We start from the raw sequence: 21,012 nt of genomic DNA on the forward strand, positions 1-21,012 counted from the left end.
AGAAATTAAAATTGTTATAGGTATGGTTTAACCCAACTAAGGCCCAGCTGCGTGCTATGCCTTGGGTTGTATTCACAACCGATCCAGCCTTGGTAACCAGAGTCATCCAAAACATTGAATAGGTGTGGGTAATTCAGTTCGCCTTCCGATGGTTCGTGCCTTTCAGGCACAGAAGCAATTTGAATATGGCCTGTGTATGGCGCCACATCGCGAATCAACGTACTCAGATCACCGTCCATAACTTGTGCGTGATAGAGATCGAGCTGCAATTTCACGTTTGGACGAGCCACTTGTTTGATGAGTTCCACCGCTTCACGTTGATGTGCAACAAAGTAGTTCGGTACATCGCGATTGTTGAGTGGCTCAATCATCAGCTCAACACCTTGTTCGGCAAACTTATCCGCTGCATAACGAATGTTTGAGATAAAGGTTTCAATATGCTGATCACGAGTGAAGCGTGAATCAACAATGCCAGACATAGCGTGAACCTTTTTACAGTTCAGTGCCTTGGCGTACATCAGCGCAGTCTCGACGCTCGTTTTAAATTCATCCTCACGCCCCGGAATAGCTGCAAAACCTCGTTCACCTGCATCCCAATCACCTGGAGGCATGTTGAATAACGCTTGCTCAAAACCAAACTGCTGTATCTTGCTTGCTAGTTCTTGCGCTTCGAATGCGTATGGAAAAAGGTATTCCACCGCTTTGAAGCCCGCTTGGTGTGCTTTTTCGAAACGATCTAGAAAAGGAACTTCTGTGAATAACATTGTCAGATTTGCCGCAAATTTAGCCATTACTTACCTCTCCCTTTTAGGTCTTGAATCTCAGTATCCGTTAAGTAGCGGATGTTGCTATCTTTAAGAATGAACGCTAGCTTCGCTGTCTCTTCTAGCTCTTCTGCGTTATCCACTGCATCTTCAAAGTCCGTACCCGTGATCACTGGACCATGGTTCGCCAGGAGGAAAGCTCGGTAGTCACTAGCCCGTTGCGCAAGTTCTTCAGCAATCTGAGGGTCGCCCGGGCGCAGGTACGGAATCACTGGCAGTTCGCCAATGCGCATTACAAAGTAAGGTGTAAAAGCTTTGATGGCATTCTCGCGATCTAGACCTTCAAGACAAGAAAGCGCCGTCAAGTAAGTAGAATGCAGATGCACAATCGCATTACACTTTGAGTTATTTCGATAAATCGCCAGATGAAAAGCCACTTCTTTTGATGGCTTTTCACCAGAGATATGGTTGCCATCAATATCTACAACCGAAAGCTCTTCAGCAATCAAGCGGCCGAACGAAGAACCAGTTGGCGTTGCCAGAAAGTGTCCATTAGGCAGTTTTAGAGAAAGATTGCCAGCGCCGCCAGTCGCATAGCCACGTTCAAACATAGAGCGAGCCATAGTGACCATTTGCTCTCGCAGTTGTTGTTCTGTCATCAATTCTTTATTCATCACAACGTCACCTATTCAAAAAACGACTGTGCTTTGGCAAAGAAGTGTTCATCGCCGAAGTTGCCCGATTTCAGAGCCAAAGAAAGCTCGCCTTCAAGTGACTTCACCCAAGGTACACCTGGTGCGATTTGAGGACCGATATGAAAACCTTTTACGGCTAGGCTTTGGGTTACAACCCCTGAGGTTTCCCCACCCGCAACGATGAAATTTTTCACACCGTGCTGCTGAAGTTTAACTGCAAGTTGGCTAAAGAACTGTTCAACCGCGTGACTTGAAGCATGCGCGCCAAACTCTTGTTGAATCGCTTTTAACGCCGCTGCATCTGCGGTTGCGTAAACCAGTGGTGCGAACTCGCTTTCGATGTTGGTCATGACCCAATCAAACACTTGATTTGAGTAATCTTCTTCCGTCAGACACGCCTTCACATCAATAGCAAAGTGTGGCGCTTTTTCTTTGTAAACAGCGACCTGTTGGTTGGTCATGACAGAACAAGATCCAGATAACACAACGGTTGGTGCCTTTTTAGGGTTCCCCTCTTGCTTCGCATCACTTTGATCTTCAAGGCTCTCTATCCAGTTCTTAGCAATACCCGCAGCCAAACCAGAACCACCAGTTACCAGTTTTAGAGACTTCGCCGCTTGGCCAAGTGTGACAAGATGCTCTGCATTGAATGCATCAACCACTGCATAGCGGTTGCCTTGTACTTTTAGCTCTTCAAAGCGCTCAATTACCGCTTTTGGACCTTGTTCAATTATTTGGAAGTTTACCAGGCAAGATTTGCCTTGAGATTGAGCATCCATCATACGAACTAGGCTTGAATCAGTCATTGGTGTCACAGGGTGATTACGCATACCTGAGTCGCTTAGCAAGTCTTGGAATACAAATAGATGGCCGTTGTAAACTGTGCGACCATTCACTGGTAATGATGGGCATACAATGGTGAACGCTTCACCTAGCTCTGCAAGCAGTGCATCCGTTACAGGACCAATGTTACCTTCTGCTGTGCTGTCAAACGTTGAGCAGTACTTGAAGTAAAACTGCTGACAGCCATTTGCTTGCAGCCACTTAAGCGCAGCTACTGAATCCTCGATTGCCTCATCTACAGGACAGGAGCGAGATTTAAGACTGATCACGACCGCATCTGCGTTTACATCAATCTCTTCTTTTGGAATACCGTTAAGCTGAACTGTGCGCATGCCGTTTTCTACAAGAAAACCTGCGATGTCTGTTGCGCCAGTAAAGTCGTCTGCGATAACGCCTAATAACATCATTTTTTCTCCGTTTTACGTGCGCTTACTTCTGTTTGTTTTCTACACCTGGAAGCTCAATACCATCAAAAATCTTGATAACGGCACTGTCGTCCTCCTGGCCAAAACCAGCATTGCTTGCACTCAAAAACATGTTTAGTGCTGTGCTTGATAGAGGAAGTGGAAATTTGAGATCTTTTGCTGTGTCCGATACGAGGTTTAAATCTTTCACAAAGATGTCGACCATAGATTTAGGGGAGTAATCACCATCAACTACATGCTTCATGCGGTTCTCAAACATCCAAGAGTTACCCGCTGCATTCGTCACCACGTCGTACATCAGGTCAAGAGGAATGTTTGCACGTGCCGCTAATGCCATTGCTTCAGCACCAGCTGCGATATGAACACCTGCTAGCAATTGGTGGATAATCTTCACAGTTGCGCCTAGGCCAATCGCTTCACCGATGTTGTAGACTTTAGCTGCCGTTGCGTTGAGTACTGGTTCAAGTGCATCAAATGTGCTTTGCGCTCCCGACGCCATAATAGTCATCTCACCTAATTCTGCTTTTGCAGCACCACCAGATACCGGTGCATCAAGCATCACAAGATTGTGTTCTGCCAATTTCGCTTCAATTTGTTTTGCGTCTTCTGCTGAGATGGTTGCTGAAACCATTACTGGCGTATTCGGCTTAAGCGCTGTAGCAAGACCGGTTTTGAACAAGACCGTGTTAACTTGAGCTGCGTTCACAACAAGAACTAGAACCGAATCAAGCTTATCTGCAAACTCAACTGCATTTGTAGAAACAGCTTTTGCACCGAATGAACCTAACTCTTCAAGCGCTTGAGAATTTAAATCGAAACCATAGACATCGAGGCCTGCACGCACACATGACTTTGCGGCGCCCATTCCCATAGAGCCTAAACCGATAACACCTACAGATTGAACTTCACTCATAAAAACAATGCCTTCTGGTCTATTAAACTTTGTTAATTCTTGTTTGGTTGATGTGATTATATGTGAAGATTAATACTAAGACCTCGCTTTGAATCACATTTTTTCACACAAATTAACAATGTCGTGATATATACCTCTTTATGGGCAGAGATAATCCGAGCAGTTAACACAAGCGAAGGCTGTTCTTACAACGTTGAGAACATAATTCACAGATATTCACAACAAATGAAAAGATTGGTAGGATACTGAAAAACAAGAATATAGAAGTAAAACTATGATCCCAGCAGAACGTCAAAGAACCATATTATCCCTGTTATCACATCAAGAAGTGTTAAGCATTTCAGATTTAACCGACCACCTTGGCGTATCACATATGACCATTCGTCGTGATATCGTGAAGCTTGAATCCTCAGGTAAAGTCGTTTCTGTTTCTGGTGGAGTGCAACTCGCTCAAGCTCTACATTCCGAACTTTCCCATGATGCGAAGGTCGAGCAACAAGCGGATGAAAAAATTCAAATTGGTAAGCTGGCGGCTACGTTAATTGGTCAAGACGCTACGATTTACTTGGATGCGGGAACAACCTCTCTAGAAATCGCCCATCAAATAGCAAATCGTAATGATCTTTTAGTGATCACCAATGACTTCTCTATTGCTGCTTTCCTTATGACGCACAGTGAATGTGAGCTTTACCACACAGGGGGAAAAATTGACCGCGAGAACCAATCCACCATTGGAGGAAAAGTCGCAGAGTTCTTGAATGGGCTAAATATTGATATCGCCTTTATTTCGACTTCATCTTGGAGCTTGAAAGGCTTATCAACACCTAATGAAAATAAAGTTCTCGTTAAAAAAGCAATCATCAAGGCGGCACAAACCAATTATCTGATCTCAGACTCAACTAAATACGGTCAGATAGCGAGCTTTCATGCATTAGACATCGAGCAATTGGACGGAATTATTACCGATCGAAACCTATCCGAAGTGGTCACTCAAGAGTTAACGGATAAAGGATTACGTGTGTATAAAGAGTAACACTACCTAAACATCTGAGTTCGCGTAACTTTTATACTCGTTAATTTATAGGTGCTTCCAATATACATAGACCGTGCTGTGTACTTTCTGGCAGAAAACACATCCTTTTGTTTTCTAAATTACCAAATTACTGATTACATCTGGATATGGAAGCTCACTTCGCTTTATCGCTGCTCGTCACTTGTCATCAAAAATCAAATTCACCGCAATTGCCATCAAAACTAAGCCTGAGATTGGCAGCAAGACACCTAATGGTGAGCGCTCTATGTAAGGCAAGTTTTCCGCAATCAATAAGCCCCACTCAGGTTCTGGCGGCTTAACGCCAAGTCCGATAAAACTCAGAGACGTCAGACTGAGCGTAATGTACGGCAAACGCAGAAACGCGTGACGAATCAATGGCGGCAGCACATAAGGCAACAAGTAGTAGCGGAGTACTCTCCACTGATTGGTTCCCCAAATGGGCGCAAGATGCGTATAAGGCTGCGCTTTGGCTTCCATCAACAAGCTCGCACAGTGCGCCGCTAATGGTGCCCATGACACTATAACAATCGCAATCAAGGCACTGTTTGGGTTCATTCCCGTTAGACCCGCAATCAGCAGACCCGCCACAATGTATGGCACACCTTTGGTGATCTCAATTAAGCCTTGGCTATAACGAGTCACAAAGCCGAGCAGCAAACCAATCACCAAACTTAGGAACGTCGCGATGATGCCCATTTTGATTGTCGACATCATACCCCCGCCAACACGAGCAAGCAGATCTCGCCCGACCGCATCGGCACCAAACGGGGCTGCTAAGCTTGGCGATTCAAGGCGAGTAAATTGGATGGTGTAAGGATCGCGCATTAACGCCCATCCCGCACAACCAATCAGCAAGGCAAAGATTGTCGCACTGACGATGCGTTTGGTGGTGCTTTGGGTAAAACGGAACGTACTGTGACTGCTGATCAGCTTGCCACTTGTGACACTGTGCCCGAGTAACCAGCGTTGCAATAAGATGCTCGCACTGCTGATCAACATCGAGAACACCAGCAACACCAACAAGCCACCTTGCAGCATCGGCAGATCTTGTGATTTCGCTGCGCCTAAGATTAGTCGTCCGATACCCGGAATGGAGAACACTTGCTCCACAGCAACCGCACCGCCGGTTAAACCAATCACCGTCATTGCGATTTGAGGAATCAAGTTACTAACGGCACGCCACAAGGCAAAGCGTAAGATTTGAAACTTACTGACGTTCGCCGATAGCCAAGTGATCACCCAAGGTTCATCTAATACACGCTTGAGGCTGTCATTGAGCAAACGACCGAACAAACCAGCAGCAGGCAATGCCATTGCCAAACTGGGTAACCAGAGGTTTTGCACGCCTTGCCAACCATAAGGTGGGAACCAACCCAACCAGATGGAAAATACCATGATCAGCAATGAAGCAATCACGTATTCAGGCAATGAAACCAACACCGAACTGAGCGTGTCATGATGCTTGTCTAAACGATTCTGTTGCCAACGACGCACGGTGTAAAGCACACTCGCCATGCACATTACAAATGCCATGCCTAACGCTGTAAGCATCAGTAATAGTGACGTTTTTGCGGTTTGTTGAACGCTCTCCATGACGGATGCCCCGCTCACCCAAGAGACACCTAAGTCACCTTGCATGGCAAGCGTCAACCAATCCCACAGTCGCTCAGCAGCGCTGCGGTCAAGTTGAAGATCTTCTCGAATGGCTTGCAGAGCTTCTGCTGTCAGCAATTGTTGAGCACCCGCACGGGCACGGAGGATTGATTGGCTTGGGTCGATACCTGCAATATCCGGCATCAAACCCACCAGCACAACCACTACCCCGAGTGACAGGAAGCGTGACAAAAAACGCGTAAACCATTCAGGCATACAAGCGCTCCAACGAGAGCGCATGTTGGCAACAGACGACATCGAGTTAGTTCACCTCAGTAAACTGGTCGATCAGGCGACGCTCACGTGGATCACGTTGTGCGTTCTTCACGCGGTCACTCTCACCTTGGATTACACGCTCGTGAAGCAGTGGAATCACAGCGTATTGCTCAAGGATTTTGCTTTCTGCTTCGATGATCGCTTGTTGGCGTTTCTCACCCAATGGCTGACGATCAGCGTGTTTCAATGCTGCGTCCACCTCTTCAGAGCAGAACTGCCCTAGGTTGTAAGAACCTTTACAGCTAAAGTCACTTTGCATGTACGCCACTGGGTCACCAGAATCCAGCACCGTTGCACGTGACAACAAGAACGCATCGAACTTACCTGCTAGTGCATCGTTTTCGATTTGTGCATATTCACGAACGTCTAGTTCAACCACAAAGCCAGCCGCTTCAAGTTGTTGCTTTAGCAGCACCGCCACTTCTGGCAACTCAGCACGGTCGGTAAACGTACCAATGGTGATCTTCTCCCCATTCGCGTGGCGCATTTCCATGGTTTCCATACGAGGGTTCGCGTCACGAATTGGTTGAGCCCATGCCAATGCTGGACCTAACAGACCTTTCGCTGAATCGGCGTGGTTCTCGTAAACCGTTTTGATGATTTGCTCACGGTTAACCGCTTGAGCCGCTGCTTTACGCAAACCGAACTGGCTAAACACATCTGATTTATTGTTTAGGTAAAGCGTGTTGGTACGCGGCATTGCGACTTCGTGCAGCTGTGAAGATTCCATCATCGCGATTTGCGAAACAGGAACGGCTTCCACTACATCCGCCTCACCAGTACGCAGTGCTGCAGCACGAGCAAAACCGTTTGGTACGTATTCAGCAAAGATACTGTCTACTTTTGCTTTTTCACCCCAGTAACCGTCAAAACGCTTCAGTTTTGCGCTGGTTGTCCCGTTGATTTCTGTCAGAACGAATGGGCCCGTACCTGCTTTGATTGGCACAACACGACCGTTTTCTTGATATGCAGCACCAGAAAGGATCGCTAGCTGTGGGCTAGAAAGACGGCTTGGCAACAGTGGATCGTTAAAGGTCGTTTTGATTTCAACAGTGAAGTCGTCCAATGCGCGAACTTGCCATTCGATACCGTCCAAGATGCGTGGTTTAGGTGCGGCATCTAATGCTTTTTGTAGAGAGTTCACAACCGCGTTGGCATCAAGCTCAGAACCATCGTGGAATTTCACGCCTTTACGTACCTTAAATTGCCACGTCATTGGGTCAACTTGTTCCCACTCTGTTGCCAGCATAGGCTCTGCTACCGACTGATCGTTTAGGTTCACTAGCGTTTCTGCCGTGCTCCAACGTGACAGTTTGAACGCGTCATCTGAAAGTGGTGACAAACCTGTGCGTGGTGGTTGCATCATGGCAACGCGAATTTCCGTTGCTTGCGGTGCAGCTGCTTTTTCCGCTTCTGGCTTGCTTTCGCCAGAGTCAAAACAACCGGTCAGCAGTGCGCTTAAAGCCAGCGACAAAGCTAACTTGGGAGTACTAAGGTGCATAAGAAACCTCTCCAATGGTTTTTGTGAATTCATTACTTTTGTGTTGAGCGCTCATCAAGGCTCTCGTGATCAAGTGTGATGGGTTATTTGTCACGTTTTGTGCCGTGCCGTGCTCGACAACGCGTCCTTTGTCTAACACTAGGATTTCATCGCATAGGGTTTGTGCCGCATCGAGGTCATGTGTCACCAAAATCAGGCGCATCTGACGACTCTTTTGAATGCCTGCCAACAAGTCGAGAATCTGTTTACGACTGACGGGGTCTAGGCTGCTGGTTGGCTCATCGGCAACCAACACACAAGGCTCAACAATTAAAGCTCTGGCGATAGCCACACGTTGCGCTTGCCCAACTGATAGTTGCTGCGGGTTACGATCCAGCAATGTGAGATCCAAACCGACATCCGCCAAGACCTTTTCCACCTTCTCGTTAAGTTCTTGCGTTAAACCAATGTTGCTCAAAGGCTCCAGTAAGATCTGGCGAACGGTGTAATAAGGATTCAAGCTCGATTGCGGCTCTTGCGGAATCAATTGAATGTGCTGACACAACTCTTGGCGCTGCTTAGCCGAGCTACGCGATAGCGGATAACCACACACATACACTTCACCAGATGTGGGTTTACGAAGACCGAATAGAAGCTCAATCAAGGTCGATTTACCCGCACCAGAAGGACCAACAATCGCAATGTTCTGTGTATCAATGGCAAGATCCAATTGTTCGAGCGCCTTAAACGGTTTGCCCCCTAACCAACTTGATTTGGAGTAATAGTGAACACTGGCTTGCGCAAAGCGAACTTCCGCCGATTTAGGCTGCATGTGCCCGCTCAAGTTGTGCTTAGTCAAAATAGGCTCCAGAGATGAGGTTAAGGCAGCAGTTGCGCAAGTTGTTGACAGAAAGGATGCGAACTTTGCTGAATGGCTTGCCATGGTGCGCCATAAGCCACCATGGTGTTGTCCGCAATCACCAAGACTTTGTCACACGCCAAAGCCGCAGATAGATCGTGCGTGATCAACAAACCACTGATGTTGCGTTGCTGAACACTGCTGCGGAACAACTCAAGGATCTCCGCTTCGGTGATTGGATCGAGCGCACTGGTGGGCTCATCTGCGATGATCAAGTTGGCACTACCAAGCAACGCAATCGCAATACAAATACGCTGACGCTGACCACCAGATAACTGGCTTGGATGCTGCGCTAATGCTGCTTTTGGATCCGTAAATCCGAGTTGAGACAACAAGGTCGTCACCGTTTCTCGGTTTGCTGAAGACAAGCGTGTTTTGTTGCCTGTCCATGCCAAACACAGTTGTTGCTCGACAGAGGCCAATGGATTCAGTGCTTTAAGTGCATCTTGGAAAATGACCGCGGGGCGCTGCGGTTGACTACGTTGCAGTATGGCAGTTTGTGCGACTTCACTGCTGTTAAGCTGGATACTTCCGTCGACCCAAATATCAGACGGCAAAAAACCTGCGACGGCTTTCGACAACATGGATTTACCAATGCCGGAAGGTCCCATAATGGCAAGAACTTCACCTTGAAACAGCTCAAAAGAAATGTCTTTGAAGAGTGTGCGTTCTGAGTCTGTAAGGCTGAGATTATTAACGGAGAGTATTGGTTGAGAAATCACGGCATAAACTAAATGTAATAATATAACATCACAGATAATATCATGCGGGTTAAAGCAAGGAAACCAGTCGGAAAGGTTATTTCATCACCTTTTTCAGATTTATCAGCAAGGGCAGATGGCTCCACCCTTGTTTTAAGAACATCTAAATTAGGTCGTTTGTGACAGTGTGAATTAAAGACACTTTTGTTTAACTTGACCGAGGTATGGGAACAAGAAGACAAAACGCCCAACGTAGAACAAAGTGAATGCCAGCCACAAACCGTGATTGCCCCAATATTGCACCGCAATAAATTGGGTCACTAAGAACAACACCATGGTTAGAAAGGTAGAGTTACGCACTGGTCGCGTCGTCCCTGTACCGGTAAAGATGCCGTAAAACGTAAGACCAAAACCAGCAACCAACGGGAATGCCAATAACCAAGGGCTCATGTCTAGATACAGCTCAACAAGGTTTGGCAAAGTGGTAAATAACGACACCACTTGATGTTTGAACAGCACCAGCAGCAAGGTCAAGACAACAACGAACGCCGCGGTCCATTGCGTGTTTAGCTTAATCACGTTATCAAGCAATGTAGGATTCTTCTGCCCTACGGCTTTACCTGCGAAGACGCTCGACGCATTCGCCACACCGTCGAACATGTAGCTGACGATAAAGGTCACTTGCATCAAGATTGCGTTCGCAGCGAGCACATCAGAGCCTAGCTGAGAGCCCACACGCGCCATCATGTTGAAGAACACCAATAGACACACTGTTCGAAGCAACAGATCCATATTGGAAGACGCGATAACTTTGAGATCTTTACGCGTCATTTTTGCTGTTTGAATGTAATCAAACAGCGGGAAGCGACAAGTTTTCAGCACCAGTACCGCACCAATAACAAACGTCGAGATTTGCGCGATAAGTGTCGCCACCGCAACACCAGCAATGCCCATATCGAAGTACAACACAAAGACGATATCCAGCACGATGTTCAGCACGTTACCAAACACTTGCGTGAGCAAGGTTTCTTTGGCTTTCGCCTGCCCCATCAGCCAACCAATCACGGTGTAGTTCAGCAGTACAAACGGTGCACCAAAGATCATGATATCGAAGTAAATCTTCGCGTTTTCGGCCACGACTGCATCAGGGGAGATAATCAGCTCTGCCCCCATCCAAATCACGGACTGCAACGCAATGAAAATCAAGCCAAGGCAAAGCGAAAGCACGAAAGGACGAAATAAGCTGCTCGCTTGATCTTCTGGGCTATTTTTACCTAATGCGATTGCACTTTGCCCCGTAGTACTTACGCGGAAAAAGCCAAACAACCAATACAAGGTGTTCATGATGACGGTGCCGATCGCCACACCACCAATCATCTCAGCCACACCGAGTTTACCGATCACCGCGGTGTCCACCGCCCCCAACAATGGTTGGGTAACAGTAGAAACAATGAAAGGAAATGCGATTTTAAAATAGTCTTTATGAGTCAGGGACATCTTAAATTATGAACGGGGTTAATTTTTATAAGGTCGCTATCATATGCGAATGGCGCCCGAACATGAACCAAAGTTCGCCAGCAAGGAATAGCATTGATAATTGATACAACCAGCAAACGTATTCTCATACCAAAGCTTGAAATAGGATAACGACTTATGAGAAAAGCCAAGTTAACTGCATATAAATGAGTTTCTAGTTTGGAAAGATTAGCGTTTGGTGGAGCATGGCAAATCAGAATGTATCTGCCATGTCATAACGGTAGTGATTGGTGAAAAGAGACCGTACAGATGATATTTAATGCTTGTGGGTTTCATCTGACAATGTTTAGGTCGATACCAAGCCTTATGTTCTGTAAAGCACCTTCACAACATGCCAACCGAACTTGGTTTTAACTAAATGCGGCGTTAACACTTCGCCAGAAAAGCACACTTTGTCGAATTGAGGTACCATTTGACCACGGCGGAATTCACCAAGGTCACCACCGCGTTTGCCTGACGGGCAAGTTGAATACTTCTTCGCTAATGTCTGAAACTTTGCGCCTTTTTTCAGTTGCTTGATTATGTCTTCCGCTTGCTCTTTGTGCTTCACAAGAATATGTAATGCGGCTGCTGTATTTGCCATTGTTCTATCTCTCACTATTCTGGTCGCGCAAGTGTACCCAATCCTTTTTAACAGACCAAACATTTCTTAATAATAGCTCAGCGGTAAAGGCCCCAATACACGAGGAATATAAAATCGTCTACATAATGAGTTTAAAATACAAACAAGTTTTGCTCAGTTAATCACTATGTCTCTAAAAGATTGTCTAAAAAGCTCACATTTGTCTCTCCGATGGTTGAAGCCTTCGTCTGATAATATTAGATTAGACACAATTCGGTGGTGTTTATAAGGTTATTTTCATGGCAAAAGTCGTTAGCAAAGCGAATCAATCTCAGGGCATGTTGATGTTTAAGCTCACCCTGCAACAGAGTTTCGCTATCGGTACGCTAAAAGTCCGTGAAATCGTCCCGTACATGCCAACGACAAAGATCCCTTACTCGCATCATCACGTCATTGGAACCGTTACGATACGTAACTTAACAGTACCAGTGATCGATATGTCAGCGGCTGTTGGCTTTCGTCCTATTAGTGAAGAAGAATATAAAAGCTGCTACTTGATCGTGACAGATTGCTTGCGAACCGTGGTTGCGTTTATGGTTCGTAGTATAGAGAAGATCATTGAGTGCGATTGGAAAGCTATTGAAACACCACCTCCGAGCGCTGGAAAAAATATTTTCGTGACTGGAATTACTCGCTACGAGGACAAAACTGTTCAAATGCTGGATGTGGAGCTGCTACTTTCCAAAATTTATCCGCAGTACGAGAATTCAAAGATCCCAATGCTGACAGATATTGAGCGAGAACGCCTAAAAGCACTCAGTATTCTATTGGTGGATGACTCTTCCATCGCTCGTAAACAGCTGTGTGACGCACTCGATAGCATCAATATTGGGTATCAAATCTGTAAAAATGGTTTAGATGCATTGGAACTGATGAAAAGTGACGCTGCGGCTCATCGCCCAATTGATATTCTGGTCAGCGATATTGAAATGCCCGGATTAGACGGTTATGAATTAGCATTTGAAGTTCAGAATAATTCCTCTCTGAACCATTCATACCGCATTTTACATACATCGTTATCGAGCGAAATCTGTGTAGACAGAGCTCACCAAGTTGGCGCGCATGAGGCACTTGAGAAATTCAATGCAGGAGAACTAATCGAAGCGATGCTTCGCGGAGCAAAAGAGCTAGAAGCCAAAGCTATGACTTCTTAACTCTTATTGGACGAGTTGATTTGAGAATATAATGCAGTACTTGTCCTATCCCTGATGCTCACATCCGCTAATTTCTCAGCTCACTTCTTTGGCATCGCGTAACTACGAGAAACGAATTCCGTCTCTTTGACTTGGTGAGCATGATTAATATAAGAAGCTAGGCTGTAAAGTACATTCGCTAATAAGTTCGCGTAACGAAACAAAATAGGTGCGGGCTGCTTCTTACCTGTATGTTCAACGGCAACTAATGCTCGTACCGTTTTTTTCGCTTGGCAACGGCACAAATGCAATTGACTGGCTGCCGGGTGTCCTCCGGGTAGAACAAAGCCTTTGAAGCCACCATCAATGCGTTGCTTGAGCAAAGCATAATCGGCCTTTAACTCTTCAACTTCCGTCTCTGTAATCGCTAATTTTCCGCGAACCGAACCATTTAGATGATAAACATTAGGCTGCATTCTTGTCAGTATATCGCGGCTAAACTCGTCCAACTCCATAGCGAGAACAAGGCCAATACGACTACAAAGTTCATCTGCTGTAATTTCAAAGTCACAAACCGGACTGTCCTCGTAAATAAACGGATAGCAAATCTCGCTCAATTCCTTGCTTACAGGTTTCATGCTTTTGTTCCAATATAAAAAAGGGAGTCAGTATAACCTAACTCCCTTTAAACGTTCATTATGCCAAATGATCGACATTCATATGATCGGTTTACAATCAGGCACTTTCGACTTTCTTGTGACCTTCTTGAAGGTGAACAAAATCTACTAAATCATCACCAGACACTTGATACGCCTGACCAAAACCTTTAACAAATAGCCCCGATTCTGGCTTTAAGTTAAACAAAACGAAATCCTCTAGCTGGCTTAGACCATCAATAATCTCACCAAAACGCTCTTTCATTTGTTCAACAACTTGTTGCCACATCTCTGTGTCTCGCTCAACTACATTTGCTACCGCATCAAAAGTTAAGCGCTTACGAGCAAACAGCTGCTTTGAAGACTCTTCATCTTCGATCATCATCAATGAAACATTTGGATTTTCTAAAAGGTTACGGGCATGACGAGCGATTTTAGAAATGAGAACGAAATAACCTTCCTGGTTTTGGACATAAGGCGCGTAGCTTACATTCGGGCGACCTTCTGCATCGACAGTTGCAAGCTGAAGTGTACGGCGCTCCTGACGAAACTCTTTGATCTCTGGCCCTAAACGACCTTGCAAACGCTCTTGTTTAACTTGTTGATCCATATTGATACCTGACTTTACTAATTAGTATTCGAGTTAAGCCTCGATTATGTTTGTGATTACTTTTTTAATTCGGCTTGTAGGGCGCGAAATGCGGTTACTTGTTCTTCAATCAACTCGCGCTTTTCGTTACGGCCTAAATAAACCTTGAAAATATTGCTTCCGCACTCCGAGAAAAAACCAAAATAGTGACTCTCTCTACCCATAAACGGTTTACTGACTAATGCGACATTTTTAACGTTATCTAATTTAAGGTGGCCGTGCAGTTCACCTTCTCTACCCATTAAATTGTAATAGCCACGCGCCACTTTTCCTTTTGGAAACGGCGCTTTAACTTCAAAGATAGAACCAAAAGAGTGGACGATGGTCGTCACCGGGCCAAAACCAACCAAACTTTCTAGGATGCTTTGCGCTTGCTCTCCTGGTGCAATAGCCACCATTTCCTGAGGTAGAGCCGCAACAACCTCAAACTCGGAAATGCCAAGACGCTCTGCCATCGCAGCTGGCAATAATTGTGGTTCTTGCTCTAGTAATACTTCAACTTGTTGCTTGATTGATTCCATTGTGTCTTCCGTTTTTGTTCAATTTGTTTTCATTAATTATTGGATGCTTTCGGTACGGTTTCGTGCATCTCTGACGTGAGTACCTGAATACAACTTTGAGCCAGTGACACTGCCCAGAAGCTGCCTGCAAGAGTAAGGACTGCGCTACGTTCATGTAGTTGTACTAAGCCTTTCGCTTGCCACACTTTAAATAGAGGCAATAAAAACCCGAACGCGTCCTCTCCCATAAATGATGGAAGTTGATTTGCTTGAACAATGCCACGGTCAAACGCAGATTTGAGTGCAGAAAAAAGTGGTTCTAGAGGGCTTTGCTTCATCATCATCGCGATGGTGCTTTGACCTTCTTTGACCGCTTTAATATAGGTCTCTAGTGTGCGGTGTTGCATCATCCCGTAGCCACCGATATTACTTCCAGCACCACAGCCAATTGGCAATACCTCTGCATAAGTCTTGGCTAAACTATTGTATAAACTACGCTCGCGGTTATCGATTGCCCAATGGTTCACACTCAGTTGCTTCATATGGTGTTTGGCCATAAAGTTCACACCGAGCTCATACATTCCCGCTTTTTCTGGTGTGGTCGCAGGTGGCGGGATTTTTCCCTTTTCTACGAGGTTGAGCATGGGAGCTGACCCACCAACCACTAACTGATACAAGTCCAGTCCGTGTGCGCCAGTCGAGAGGAAATCATTTAAATCTTGCTCTAACACTTCTTTGGTTTGATAAGGTAAGCCATAGAGTAAATCGATAATGACCGGAATTTTGTCTTCTTTGGCGATCTCGCTCACCCGTTTGAGGACATCTTCTCTATCATCTAAACGTTTTGCGCTGCGGCGCACTTGTGTATTAAAACTTTGCACACCAAAAGAGAAACGATTAAACCCACCGTCTAAAGCGCCTTGATACAACTCATCAGAAAAACGATTGATGCGACCTTCTAAGGTGATTTCGCAGTCTGCGGCCAAAGGAAAGTGGTCTCGGATAGCCTGGCCTAACACACGAACCTGTATTGGAGATAAATCCGTTGGCGTTCCGCCCCCGATATATACGGCGTGAAAAATACCATTTTGTGTCCAAGGTAATGCCGCTTTCTCTCTAAGCTCCTGCATTAATGCTTCAAAGTACTCATCAACCAGTGTGCGACTTGCAGCATTTTGAAAGAAGTTACAAAAAGTGCAACGAACGCGACAAAACGGAACATGAATATAAAGACAGCGCTTATTGGTCGCTTTAATTGAGTTAGCCGTAATACTCGAAAAAATCGCCTGTTGTTGAGACGAGGGCACAGGTACGCTCGCTCCCCCGGCATGTGCAGAATGCTTCTTAACAAAAGCAAATCGCAATGGATCAGGACTATCACTGCCCAACACTGATTCATCAAGCTTATCGATATCGACGCTCATATATACTCGCTTAACTCCCATCATGTAAGGGATGGAAGCTGATCTTAAAAATTCTGCAAGAATCATAATTTGAGCGTAATGATAATGCAATTGATAATTGATCTTATTTCCATTGTAAGTAATAATCTGCCCAAGTTTTCATAGTTTCCCGAGATATTCCGTGAACGTACAAAGATATGTCATTGCAGGAGGTGCTTCCCTTGCCATCCATGCCGCACTTCTTTTTGTTTCTCAAGAGACAAAGGTGTTCGCGATGCCGGCTGGAAACCCAGCAAGTTCGGTAAGTCTAAATCTTGTGTCTGCTCCTCCCGCTGTCGAAAAATCTACACCAGAAAATGTAGCGCCACCAAAAGAGCAGCAGCCTCAAGACCAACCTGAACCAGAAAAGAAGATTGTAAAAAAACAGGTCGTCAAGAAAGACGCTGTTAAGAAGAAGGTAGTAGAGAAAAAACCTGAACCGGTTAAACAATCTAAACCTAAAGCGGTCGAGCCCACCAAAACCGTAACAAAGCAAAAGGTTCAGCCCGAAGCGAAACCAAAGAAAAAAACGGAACCAGTGAAGAAAGAGACGGTAGCTCAACAATCCGCACCTGCGAGCCAATCCAAAGGGGCAACGTCTCAGCCTGTCTTGGTCGACAAACCAACGTTTGTGAGTCAACCAACACAACCCCGTTACCCAAGATCTGCACAGAGACGCGGTATTGAGGGTGTAGCCTTGTATGAGATATGGCTAGATGAGAATGGTCACCAGATTAAACAGGTTTTGATTGAGTCTTCCGGCACAGAGTCGCTAGATGCCTCAGCACTTCGTGCGATCAAACAGTGGCAATTTACACCACATATTTCAGGTGGGCTAAAAGTCGCTCACCGAGTACAAGTACCTGTTCGTTTTAAGTTGGATGGATAATGGAACAACTACAAGAATTACAAACTCAATTTGGGCTGATGACATGGCCTTTGATCATTTGCTCAGCTCTAACGGTGATGATCATCGCCGAGCGATTATTCCATGTGTTAATTAGCCTTGGTGTAGGAAAGCGAGCCATTCGCCAAAAGCTCACAGGATTAGACCCAACAAATGGGAGCGAGCTTGAAGCACTTGCTGAAGAGTTGTCGAATAAGCGGCCGCTTCTGTACCGTGGTGTTGCGATGTTGCTTGCTCATCATTCTTTCTCGAAATCTTTAAGAGAGGATGCCGCAGGTATTTGGCTGCAAGAAAAACGCCATCAGCTGCATTCCGGCCTTCGTTTGCTGACGCTGATTGGCGTCATCAGCCCTTTAATTGGCTTGCTTGGTACGGTACTTGGCTTAATTGACATGTTTAAAGGCATCGCGGTTTCAACGGGGAATATCACTCCGAATGATTTGGCTGACGGCCTAGGTCTTGCTATGCGCACCACTGCCGCGGGTCTCATTATCGCACTTCCTGCCATTTCAGGAGCGCAGATCATTGGTTTGTGGGCGGATCGTGTAATCGCCAAGCTTGAGCACACTTTAAACTACGTCAACTTATGGCTTGAAGGTATCTCGTTACAGCATGTCTCGCCAGACCACTCAAAAGTAACACTGCGCTCTTCTGAGAAGATTGAGGCAGCAACTAAATGATTAAAACACCACAAGAAAATAGTCGTAACGGTTTAACCCCCGATTTAACACCGCTGTTAGACATCATTTTTATCGTCATGGTTTTCCTGATGTTAACCGCAGCGGTCAAACTCGATTCATTAGACGTCAATTTACCGAGCACAGAATCTCAGGCTGTTGCAGATGTCGATAAGCAATCCATCACGGTAAATATTCTTAAAGACGAGCCTTACTGGGCTATTAACGGCAAGACATATATCGATTGGGACAACTTTACCCTCGCGCTGTTAGAAGAGAGTAAGTCAAGCGATAAACCGATTGTAATTGGAGCAGAAAAAACCGCGAATATTCAGTCGCTAGTACAACTTCTCGGCTTTTTACAAGAAAACGGAATTCAAGCAACTCAGTTACTCACTGAAGAGCCATCATAAAAATAAGTAAGATAGAGATCCTTTCAAAATGAAGAACACACGCATCACTATTCATGCTGTTGTCACGGCAGCTATTTCCCTACTTGCGAGTAGTCAACTTTTTGCCAATGAAACGCCATCCTCAGAGCGCGTTGTTAGCGCAGGCAGCGCCGTCACTGAACTCTTGCTTGAACTCGACGCTAAAGATAGCTTGGTTGCTATCGACGTCACCAGTCAATTACCAAAAGGAATGGAACTGCCTAAAGTGGGCTACCATCGTCGTCTTTCAGCGGAGGGGTTGCTCGCCTTACGTCCGACAAAAGTCATTGGTTCTGATGAGATGGGGCCGAAAACAACATTGAGCCAATTGAAATCGGCTGGCGTAGATGTAGAAATCGTTAATACTGATGCAAATGTCGAGGGCCTTTATCAACGTATTGATCAAATTGCGAACCTTATGGATCGCAAAGCTCAAGCTGAAAGCTTAAAGCAAGATGTCCAGGCGCAAGTACAAGCACTCAATGCAAACCAACCTGATCAAGCGAAGAAAAAGAAAGTGCTCTTTCTGCTGATCCATGAAGGGCGACCTGCAAATGTTGCGGGCTCACAAACGACACCCGATGCAATTATTCAACTCGCCGGCGGACAAAACCCAGCCGCTACACAACTCTCGTCTTACAAGCCTCTATCCACAGAAGCGATGGTAGAGATGCAGCCTGACGTGATTCTTGTTAGTGGTCGCAGCTATGAAACGTTGGGTGGTGCCGATGCAATTTTAAAAGCAATGCCGCTTCTTGCTGCAACACCCGCTGGGAAGAACAAAGACATCATAACGATTGATGGCCATGCTCTGGTAGGTGGTTTGGGCCTTAAAAGCCTTGCAGAAGCTAAACGCTTGAATGCACTGCTTTACCCATAGAGACATGACATGTTGTTAAGACGCATCCCCCTTTCAACGACGTTATCAGTGCTTAGTGGATTTTTAGCATTTATTGCTATCGCCTCTATTACCGTTGGCCCAATGAACATTAGCTTTGCTGACAGTTTGCGTAGCCTAACGGGAGGCAGTTCTGATCTCGCTCCTCACATTCAGTTGGTCATTAACGAAATCCGATTGCCTCGCACCATTTTGTGTATGTTCATCGGCGCCATTTTGGCAATTTGTGGTGTGGTTATGCAGGGCTTGTTCCGTAACCCATTAGCCGAGCCAGGTATCATTGGTGTGTCTGCTGGCGCTGCTCTTGGTGGTGCATTCGCTATTGTTGTATTTGCTGAATTTAGCCAAAACTATCCGCAACTAATGAACTTAGCGGCTCTGCCTCTTTTTGCTTTCCTTGGCGGTGCACTAACGACTATTCTCGTTTATAAACTCGGCACAAGTAAGTTTGGTACCTCAGTTACAATTATGTTGTTAGCCGGCGTTGCCATCAGTGCGCTCTCGGGTGCTGCGATTGGCTACATGAACTTTATCGCAGATGATCAGATGCTGCGAGATTTGACGCTTTGGTCGATGGGCTCATTAGCTGGTGCAAATTGGTCAGGGATTGCTCTATCTGCTATAACACTCGTCATCCTATTGCTCTGGTTTCAGAAGAAGTCGATGGCGCTGAATGCTCTGTTGTTAGGGGAATCAGAAGCAAGACACTTAGGAGTTCCGGTTCAAAAACTCAAACGTCAGCTTATTTTACTTTCTGCACTGGGTGTTGGTATTACGGTGAGCATCAGTGGTGCAATTGGCTTTATTGGGCTCGTGATTCCTCACTTAGGGCGCATGCTCGCTGGGCCTGACCATCGAACGCTATTACCAATATCTGCCTTAATGGGAGCACTGCTTCTTACTGCCGCAGATATGTTTGCTCGTGTTGCCGTGGCACCAGCTGAATTACCAGTTGGAATCGTGACCGCATTAATTGGCGCGCCCTTTTTCATCTACTTATTGTTCCAGCAAAAAGGGAAGATTTTGTAATGAACCAGATCGTTTTATCGGGGAAAAACATTTCGATGACGTATGGCAACCGTGTGGTGCTCGATGACATCAACATTGATATCCGAGCTGGTGAAGTGACCGCCCTACTCGGCCCCAATGGCGCAGGTAAAAGTACTTTGCTCAAGCTTCTATGCGGTGAGATCTCTTCGAATCATCACATCACCTACTTCGGTAAACAAAAGCATGATTGGGAGCCTGAAAAAAGCGCCAAACATATTGCAATGCTCCCGCAGCACAGCACCTTAACCTTCCCATTTCTAGCCAGAGAAGTAGTAGAGCTGGGGGCAATACCGCTATCACTATCCAATAAAGAAACCACTAAACTGGCTTTACATTACATGGAACAAACCGACGTATTGCATTTAGCAGAAAGCCTGTACCCGTCTTTATCTGGTGGAGAAAAGCAACGACTGCATCTAGCACGAGTGATGACACAACTACATCAATCTGGCGAAAAACGAATCTTAATGCTTGATGAACCTACCTCAGCGTTGGATCTCGCCCATCAACACAACACGTTAAAAATTGCTCGTGAAACGGCAAAAGCACAGAACGCTGCGGTGGTTGTGGTGTTACATGACTTGAATCTAGCCTCTCAGTACGCAGACCGCCTTGTACTCTTGCATAACGGGAAACTAGTTTGTGATGACACGCCATGGAATGCACTAACGTCAGAGCTCATTGAGCAAGTTTATGGCTATCGCTCTATTGTGACAAAACATCCGACGCTAGACTTCCCTCAAGTGCATGCCGCAGCATAAAGCGTATCTCCTCTAAGCCGTCTCGAA

At 45.8% G+C, this 21,012-nt stretch carries 22 protein-coding genes; 8 read left to right on the forward strand and 14 right to left on the reverse strand.

The window, feature by feature from the left end; all coding sequences use genetic code 11:
* Window positions 1-14 precede the first annotated feature (14 nt).
* Genes otnI through ltnD form a run of 4 tightly spaced genes read right to left on the reverse strand, consistent with a single transcriptional unit; the run spans window position 15 to window position 3,640 of the window.
* Window positions 15-791: a 2-oxo-tetronate isomerase gene (gene otnI, locus R7Z10_RS00535; RefSeq protein ID WP_033906789.1), complete on the reverse strand. Its 777-nt coding sequence runs from the start codon at window positions 789-791 to the stop codon at window positions 15-17.
* Window positions 791-1,438 (reverse strand): aldolase, encoded by a 648-nt coding sequence (locus tag R7Z10_RS00540; protein ID WP_005385078.1) that lies wholly within the window; start codon window positions 1,436-1,438, stop codon window positions 791-793. The genes otnI and R7Z10_RS00540 overlap by 1 nt, the downstream gene beginning before the upstream one ends.
* An 11-nt stretch (window positions 1,439-1,449) precedes the next feature.
* Window positions 1,450-2,706, reverse strand: a complete 1,257-nt coding sequence (gene otnK, locus R7Z10_RS00545; protein ID WP_318103829.1) for a 3-oxo-tetronate kinase — start codon at window positions 2,704-2,706, stop codon at window positions 1,450-1,452.
* A 25-nt stretch (window positions 2,707-2,731) separates the two neighbouring features.
* Window positions 2,732-3,640 (reverse strand): L-threonate dehydrogenase, encoded by a 909-nt coding sequence (ltnD, locus tag R7Z10_RS00550; protein WP_005375356.1) that lies wholly within the window; start codon window positions 3,638-3,640, stop codon window positions 2,732-2,734.
* Window positions 3,641-3,914: 274 nt separating this feature from the next.
* On the opposite strand from ltnD, the gene R7Z10_RS00555 reads away from it, so the two are divergent.
* Window positions 3,915-4,673, forward strand: coding sequence for a DeoR/GlpR family DNA-binding transcription regulator (locus R7Z10_RS00555; protein WP_005375354.1), 759 nt, complete (start codon window positions 3,915-3,917; stop codon window positions 4,671-4,673).
* A gap of 177 nt (window positions 4,674-4,850) precedes the next feature.
* Here R7Z10_RS00555 and R7Z10_RS00560 read toward each other — a convergent pair whose 3' ends face one another.
* The 6 genes from R7Z10_RS00560 to ppiC all read right to left on the reverse strand — a co-directional run bounded on the left by R7Z10_RS00560 (window position 4,851) and on the right by ppiC (window position 11,905).
* On the reverse strand, window positions 4,851-6,563 hold the full coding sequence (locus tag R7Z10_RS00560; RefSeq protein ID WP_318103831.1) for an ABC transporter permease subunit: 1,713 nt from the start codon (window positions 6,561-6,563) through the stop codon (window positions 4,851-4,853).
* A gap of 46 nt (window positions 6,564-6,609) precedes the next feature.
* On the reverse strand, window positions 6,610-8,124 hold the full coding sequence (locus R7Z10_RS00565) for an ABC transporter substrate-binding protein (RefSeq protein ID WP_025768505.1): 1,515 nt from the start codon (window positions 8,122-8,124) through the stop codon (window positions 6,610-6,612).
* Window positions 8,114-8,962 (reverse strand): dipeptide/oligopeptide/nickel ABC transporter ATP-binding protein, encoded by an 849-nt coding sequence (locus R7Z10_RS00570; RefSeq protein WP_318103650.1) that lies wholly within the window; start codon window positions 8,960-8,962, stop codon window positions 8,114-8,116. Before R7Z10_RS00570 ends, R7Z10_RS00565 begins: the two co-directional genes overlap by 11 nt.
* Window positions 8,963-8,982: 20 nt before the next feature.
* Window positions 8,983-9,744 (reverse strand): ATP-binding cassette domain-containing protein, encoded by a 762-nt coding sequence (locus R7Z10_RS00575; RefSeq protein ID WP_225491761.1) that lies wholly within the window; start codon window positions 9,742-9,744, stop codon window positions 8,983-8,985.
* A gap of 171 nt (window positions 9,745-9,915) precedes the next feature.
* Window positions 9,916-11,220 carry an MATE family efflux transporter gene (locus tag R7Z10_RS00580; protein WP_225491762.1) on the reverse strand — a complete coding sequence of 435 codons (1,305 nt, stop codon included), beginning with the start codon at window positions 11,218-11,220 and terminating at the stop codon, window positions 9,916-9,918.
* Between the two features lie 343 nt (window positions 11,221-11,563).
* Window positions 11,564-11,905 (reverse strand): peptidylprolyl isomerase PpiC, encoded by a 342-nt coding sequence (gene ppiC / locus R7Z10_RS00585; RefSeq protein WP_081007916.1) that lies wholly within the window; start codon window positions 11,903-11,905, stop codon window positions 11,564-11,566.
* 215 nt (window positions 11,906-12,120) lie between these two features.
* Between ppiC and R7Z10_RS00590 the strand changes: the two genes are divergently transcribed.
* The gene (locus R7Z10_RS00590; protein WP_005385059.1) at window positions 12,121-13,035 is read left to right on the forward strand and encodes a chemotaxis protein; all 915 of its coding nucleotides are present in this window, start codon (window positions 12,121-12,123) and stop codon (window positions 13,033-13,035) included.
* Between the two features lie 80 nt (window positions 13,036-13,115).
* Here the strand turns inward: R7Z10_RS00590 and R7Z10_RS00595 are convergent, their stop codons facing one another.
* The 4 genes from R7Z10_RS00595 to hutW form a co-directional block, all read right to left on the reverse strand.
* Window positions 13,116-13,652 carry an ATP:cob(I)alamin adenosyltransferase gene (locus tag R7Z10_RS00595; protein WP_005375333.1) on the reverse strand — a complete coding sequence of 179 codons (537 nt, stop codon included), beginning with the start codon at window positions 13,650-13,652 and terminating at the stop codon, window positions 13,116-13,118.
* A 97-nt stretch (window positions 13,653-13,749) separates the two neighbouring features.
* Window positions 13,750-14,280, reverse strand: a complete 531-nt coding sequence (gene hutZ / locus R7Z10_RS00600; RefSeq protein ID WP_017635270.1) for a heme utilization protein HutZ — start codon at window positions 14,278-14,280, stop codon at window positions 13,750-13,752.
* A gap of 56 nt (window positions 14,281-14,336) precedes the next feature.
* Complete coding sequence (gene hutX, locus R7Z10_RS00605; RefSeq protein WP_005385051.1) at window positions 14,337-14,840, reverse strand: heme utilization cystosolic carrier protein HutX; 504 nt, start codon at window positions 14,838-14,840, stop codon at window positions 14,337-14,339.
* 32 nt (window positions 14,841-14,872) lie between these two features.
* Window positions 14,873-16,243 (reverse strand): heme anaerobic degradation radical SAM methyltransferase ChuW/HutW, encoded by a 1,371-nt coding sequence (hutW, locus tag R7Z10_RS00610; RefSeq protein ID WP_318103652.1) that lies wholly within the window; start codon window positions 16,241-16,243, stop codon window positions 14,873-14,875.
* A gap of 160 nt (window positions 16,244-16,403) precedes the next feature.
* Here hutW and R7Z10_RS00615 point away from each other — a divergent pair, with 160 nt between their 5' ends.
* The 6 genes from R7Z10_RS00615 to R7Z10_RS00640 are packed head-to-tail and all read left to right on the forward strand — an operon-like array spanning window position 16,404 to window position 20,985.
* Window positions 16,404-17,150, forward strand: coding sequence for an energy transducer TonB (locus R7Z10_RS00615; protein WP_104980097.1), 747 nt, complete (start codon window positions 16,404-16,406; stop codon window positions 17,148-17,150).
* The gene (locus R7Z10_RS00620; RefSeq protein ID WP_005375324.1) at window positions 17,150-17,848 is read left to right on the forward strand and encodes a MotA/TolQ/ExbB proton channel family protein; all 699 of its coding nucleotides are present in this window, start codon (window positions 17,150-17,152) and stop codon (window positions 17,846-17,848) included. Before R7Z10_RS00615 ends, R7Z10_RS00620 begins: the two co-directional genes overlap by 1 nt.
* Window positions 17,845-18,258: a biopolymer transporter ExbD gene (locus R7Z10_RS00625; protein WP_005375322.1), complete on the forward strand. Its 414-nt coding sequence runs from the start codon at window positions 17,845-17,847 to the stop codon at window positions 18,256-18,258. Before R7Z10_RS00620 ends, R7Z10_RS00625 begins: the two co-directional genes overlap by 4 nt.
* Before the next feature lie 28 nt (window positions 18,259-18,286).
* The gene (locus R7Z10_RS00630) at window positions 18,287-19,156 is read left to right on the forward strand and encodes a hemin ABC transporter substrate-binding protein (RefSeq protein WP_005375320.1); all 870 of its coding nucleotides are present in this window, start codon (window positions 18,287-18,289) and stop codon (window positions 19,154-19,156) included.
* A gap of 9 nt (window positions 19,157-19,165) precedes the next feature.
* Complete coding sequence (locus R7Z10_RS00635; protein WP_053350537.1) at window positions 19,166-20,203, forward strand: iron ABC transporter permease; 1,038 nt, start codon at window positions 19,166-19,168, stop codon at window positions 20,201-20,203.
* Window positions 20,203-20,985, forward strand: coding sequence for a heme ABC transporter ATP-binding protein (locus R7Z10_RS00640; protein ID WP_318103654.1), 783 nt, complete (start codon window positions 20,203-20,205; stop codon window positions 20,983-20,985). Before R7Z10_RS00635 ends, R7Z10_RS00640 begins: the two co-directional genes overlap by 1 nt.
* Window positions 20,986-21,012: the final 27 nt, after the last annotated feature.

It is taken from the genome of Vibrio sp. Vb1018, from assembly GCF_033338775.1.
GTDB classification, from domain to species: Bacteria; Pseudomonadota; Gammaproteobacteria; order Enterobacterales; family Vibrionaceae; genus Vibrio; species Vibrio alginolyticus.

What these genes read in the sequence shown, in the direction of transcription:
- otnI (WP_033906789.1), bottom strand. Translation starts at nt 791, where the DNA reads ATGGCTAAATTTGCGGCAAATCTGACAATGTTATTCACAGAAGTTCCT.
- R7Z10_RS00540 (WP_005385078.1), bottom strand. Translation starts at nt 1,438, where the DNA reads ATGAATAAAGAATTGATGACAGAACAACAACTGCGAGAGCAAATGGTC.
- otnK (WP_318103829.1), bottom strand. Translation starts at nt 2,706, where the DNA reads ATGTTATTAGGCGTTATCGCAGACGACTTTACTGGCGCAACAGACATC.
- ltnD (WP_005375356.1), bottom strand. Translation starts at nt 3,640, where the DNA reads ATGAGTGAAGTTCAATCTGTAGGTGTTATCGGTTTAGGCTCTATGGGA.
- R7Z10_RS00555 (WP_005375354.1), top strand. Translation starts at nt 3,915, where the DNA reads ATGATCCCAGCAGAACGTCAAAGAACCATATTATCCCTGTTATCACAT.
- R7Z10_RS00560 (WP_318103831.1), bottom strand. Translation starts at nt 6,563, where the DNA reads ATGCCTGAATGGTTTACGCGTTTTTTGTCACGCTTCCTGTCACTCGGG.
- R7Z10_RS00565 (WP_025768505.1), bottom strand. Translation starts at nt 8,124, where the DNA reads ATGCACCTTAGTACTCCCAAGTTAGCTTTGTCGCTGGCTTTAAGCGCA.
- R7Z10_RS00580 (WP_225491762.1), bottom strand. Translation starts at nt 11,220, where the DNA reads ATGTCCCTGACTCATAAAGACTATTTTAAAATCGCATTTCCTTTCATT.
- ppiC (WP_081007916.1), bottom strand. Translation starts at nt 11,905, where the DNA reads ATGTTTGGTCTGTTAAAAAGGATTGGGTACACTTGCGCGACCAGAATA.
- R7Z10_RS00590 (WP_005385059.1), top strand. Translation starts at nt 12,121, where the DNA reads ATGGCAAAAGTCGTTAGCAAAGCGAATCAATCTCAGGGCATGTTGATG.
- R7Z10_RS00595 (WP_005375333.1), bottom strand. Translation starts at nt 13,652, where the DNA reads ATGAAACCTGTAAGCAAGGAATTGAGCGAGATTTGCTATCCGTTTATT.
- hutZ (WP_017635270.1), bottom strand. Translation starts at nt 14,280, where the DNA reads ATGGATCAACAAGTTAAACAAGAGCGTTTGCAAGGTCGTTTAGGGCCA.
- hutX (WP_005385051.1), bottom strand. Translation starts at nt 14,840, where the DNA reads ATGGAATCAATCAAGCAACAAGTTGAAGTATTACTAGAGCAAGAACCA.
- hutW (WP_318103652.1), bottom strand. Translation starts at nt 16,243, where the DNA reads ATGAGCGTCGATATCGATAAGCTTGATGAATCAGTGTTGGGCAGTGAT.
- R7Z10_RS00620 (WP_005375324.1), top strand. Translation starts at nt 17,150, where the DNA reads ATGGAACAACTACAAGAATTACAAACTCAATTTGGGCTGATGACATGG.
- R7Z10_RS00625 (WP_005375322.1), top strand. Translation starts at nt 17,845, where the DNA reads ATGATTAAAACACCACAAGAAAATAGTCGTAACGGTTTAACCCCCGAT.
- R7Z10_RS00630 (WP_005375320.1), top strand. Translation starts at nt 18,287, where the DNA reads ATGAAGAACACACGCATCACTATTCATGCTGTTGTCACGGCAGCTATT.
- R7Z10_RS00635 (WP_053350537.1), top strand. Translation starts at nt 19,166, where the DNA reads ATGTTGTTAAGACGCATCCCCCTTTCAACGACGTTATCAGTGCTTAGT.
- R7Z10_RS00640 (WP_318103654.1), top strand. Translation starts at nt 20,203, where the DNA reads ATGAACCAGATCGTTTTATCGGGGAAAAACATTTCGATGACGTATGGC.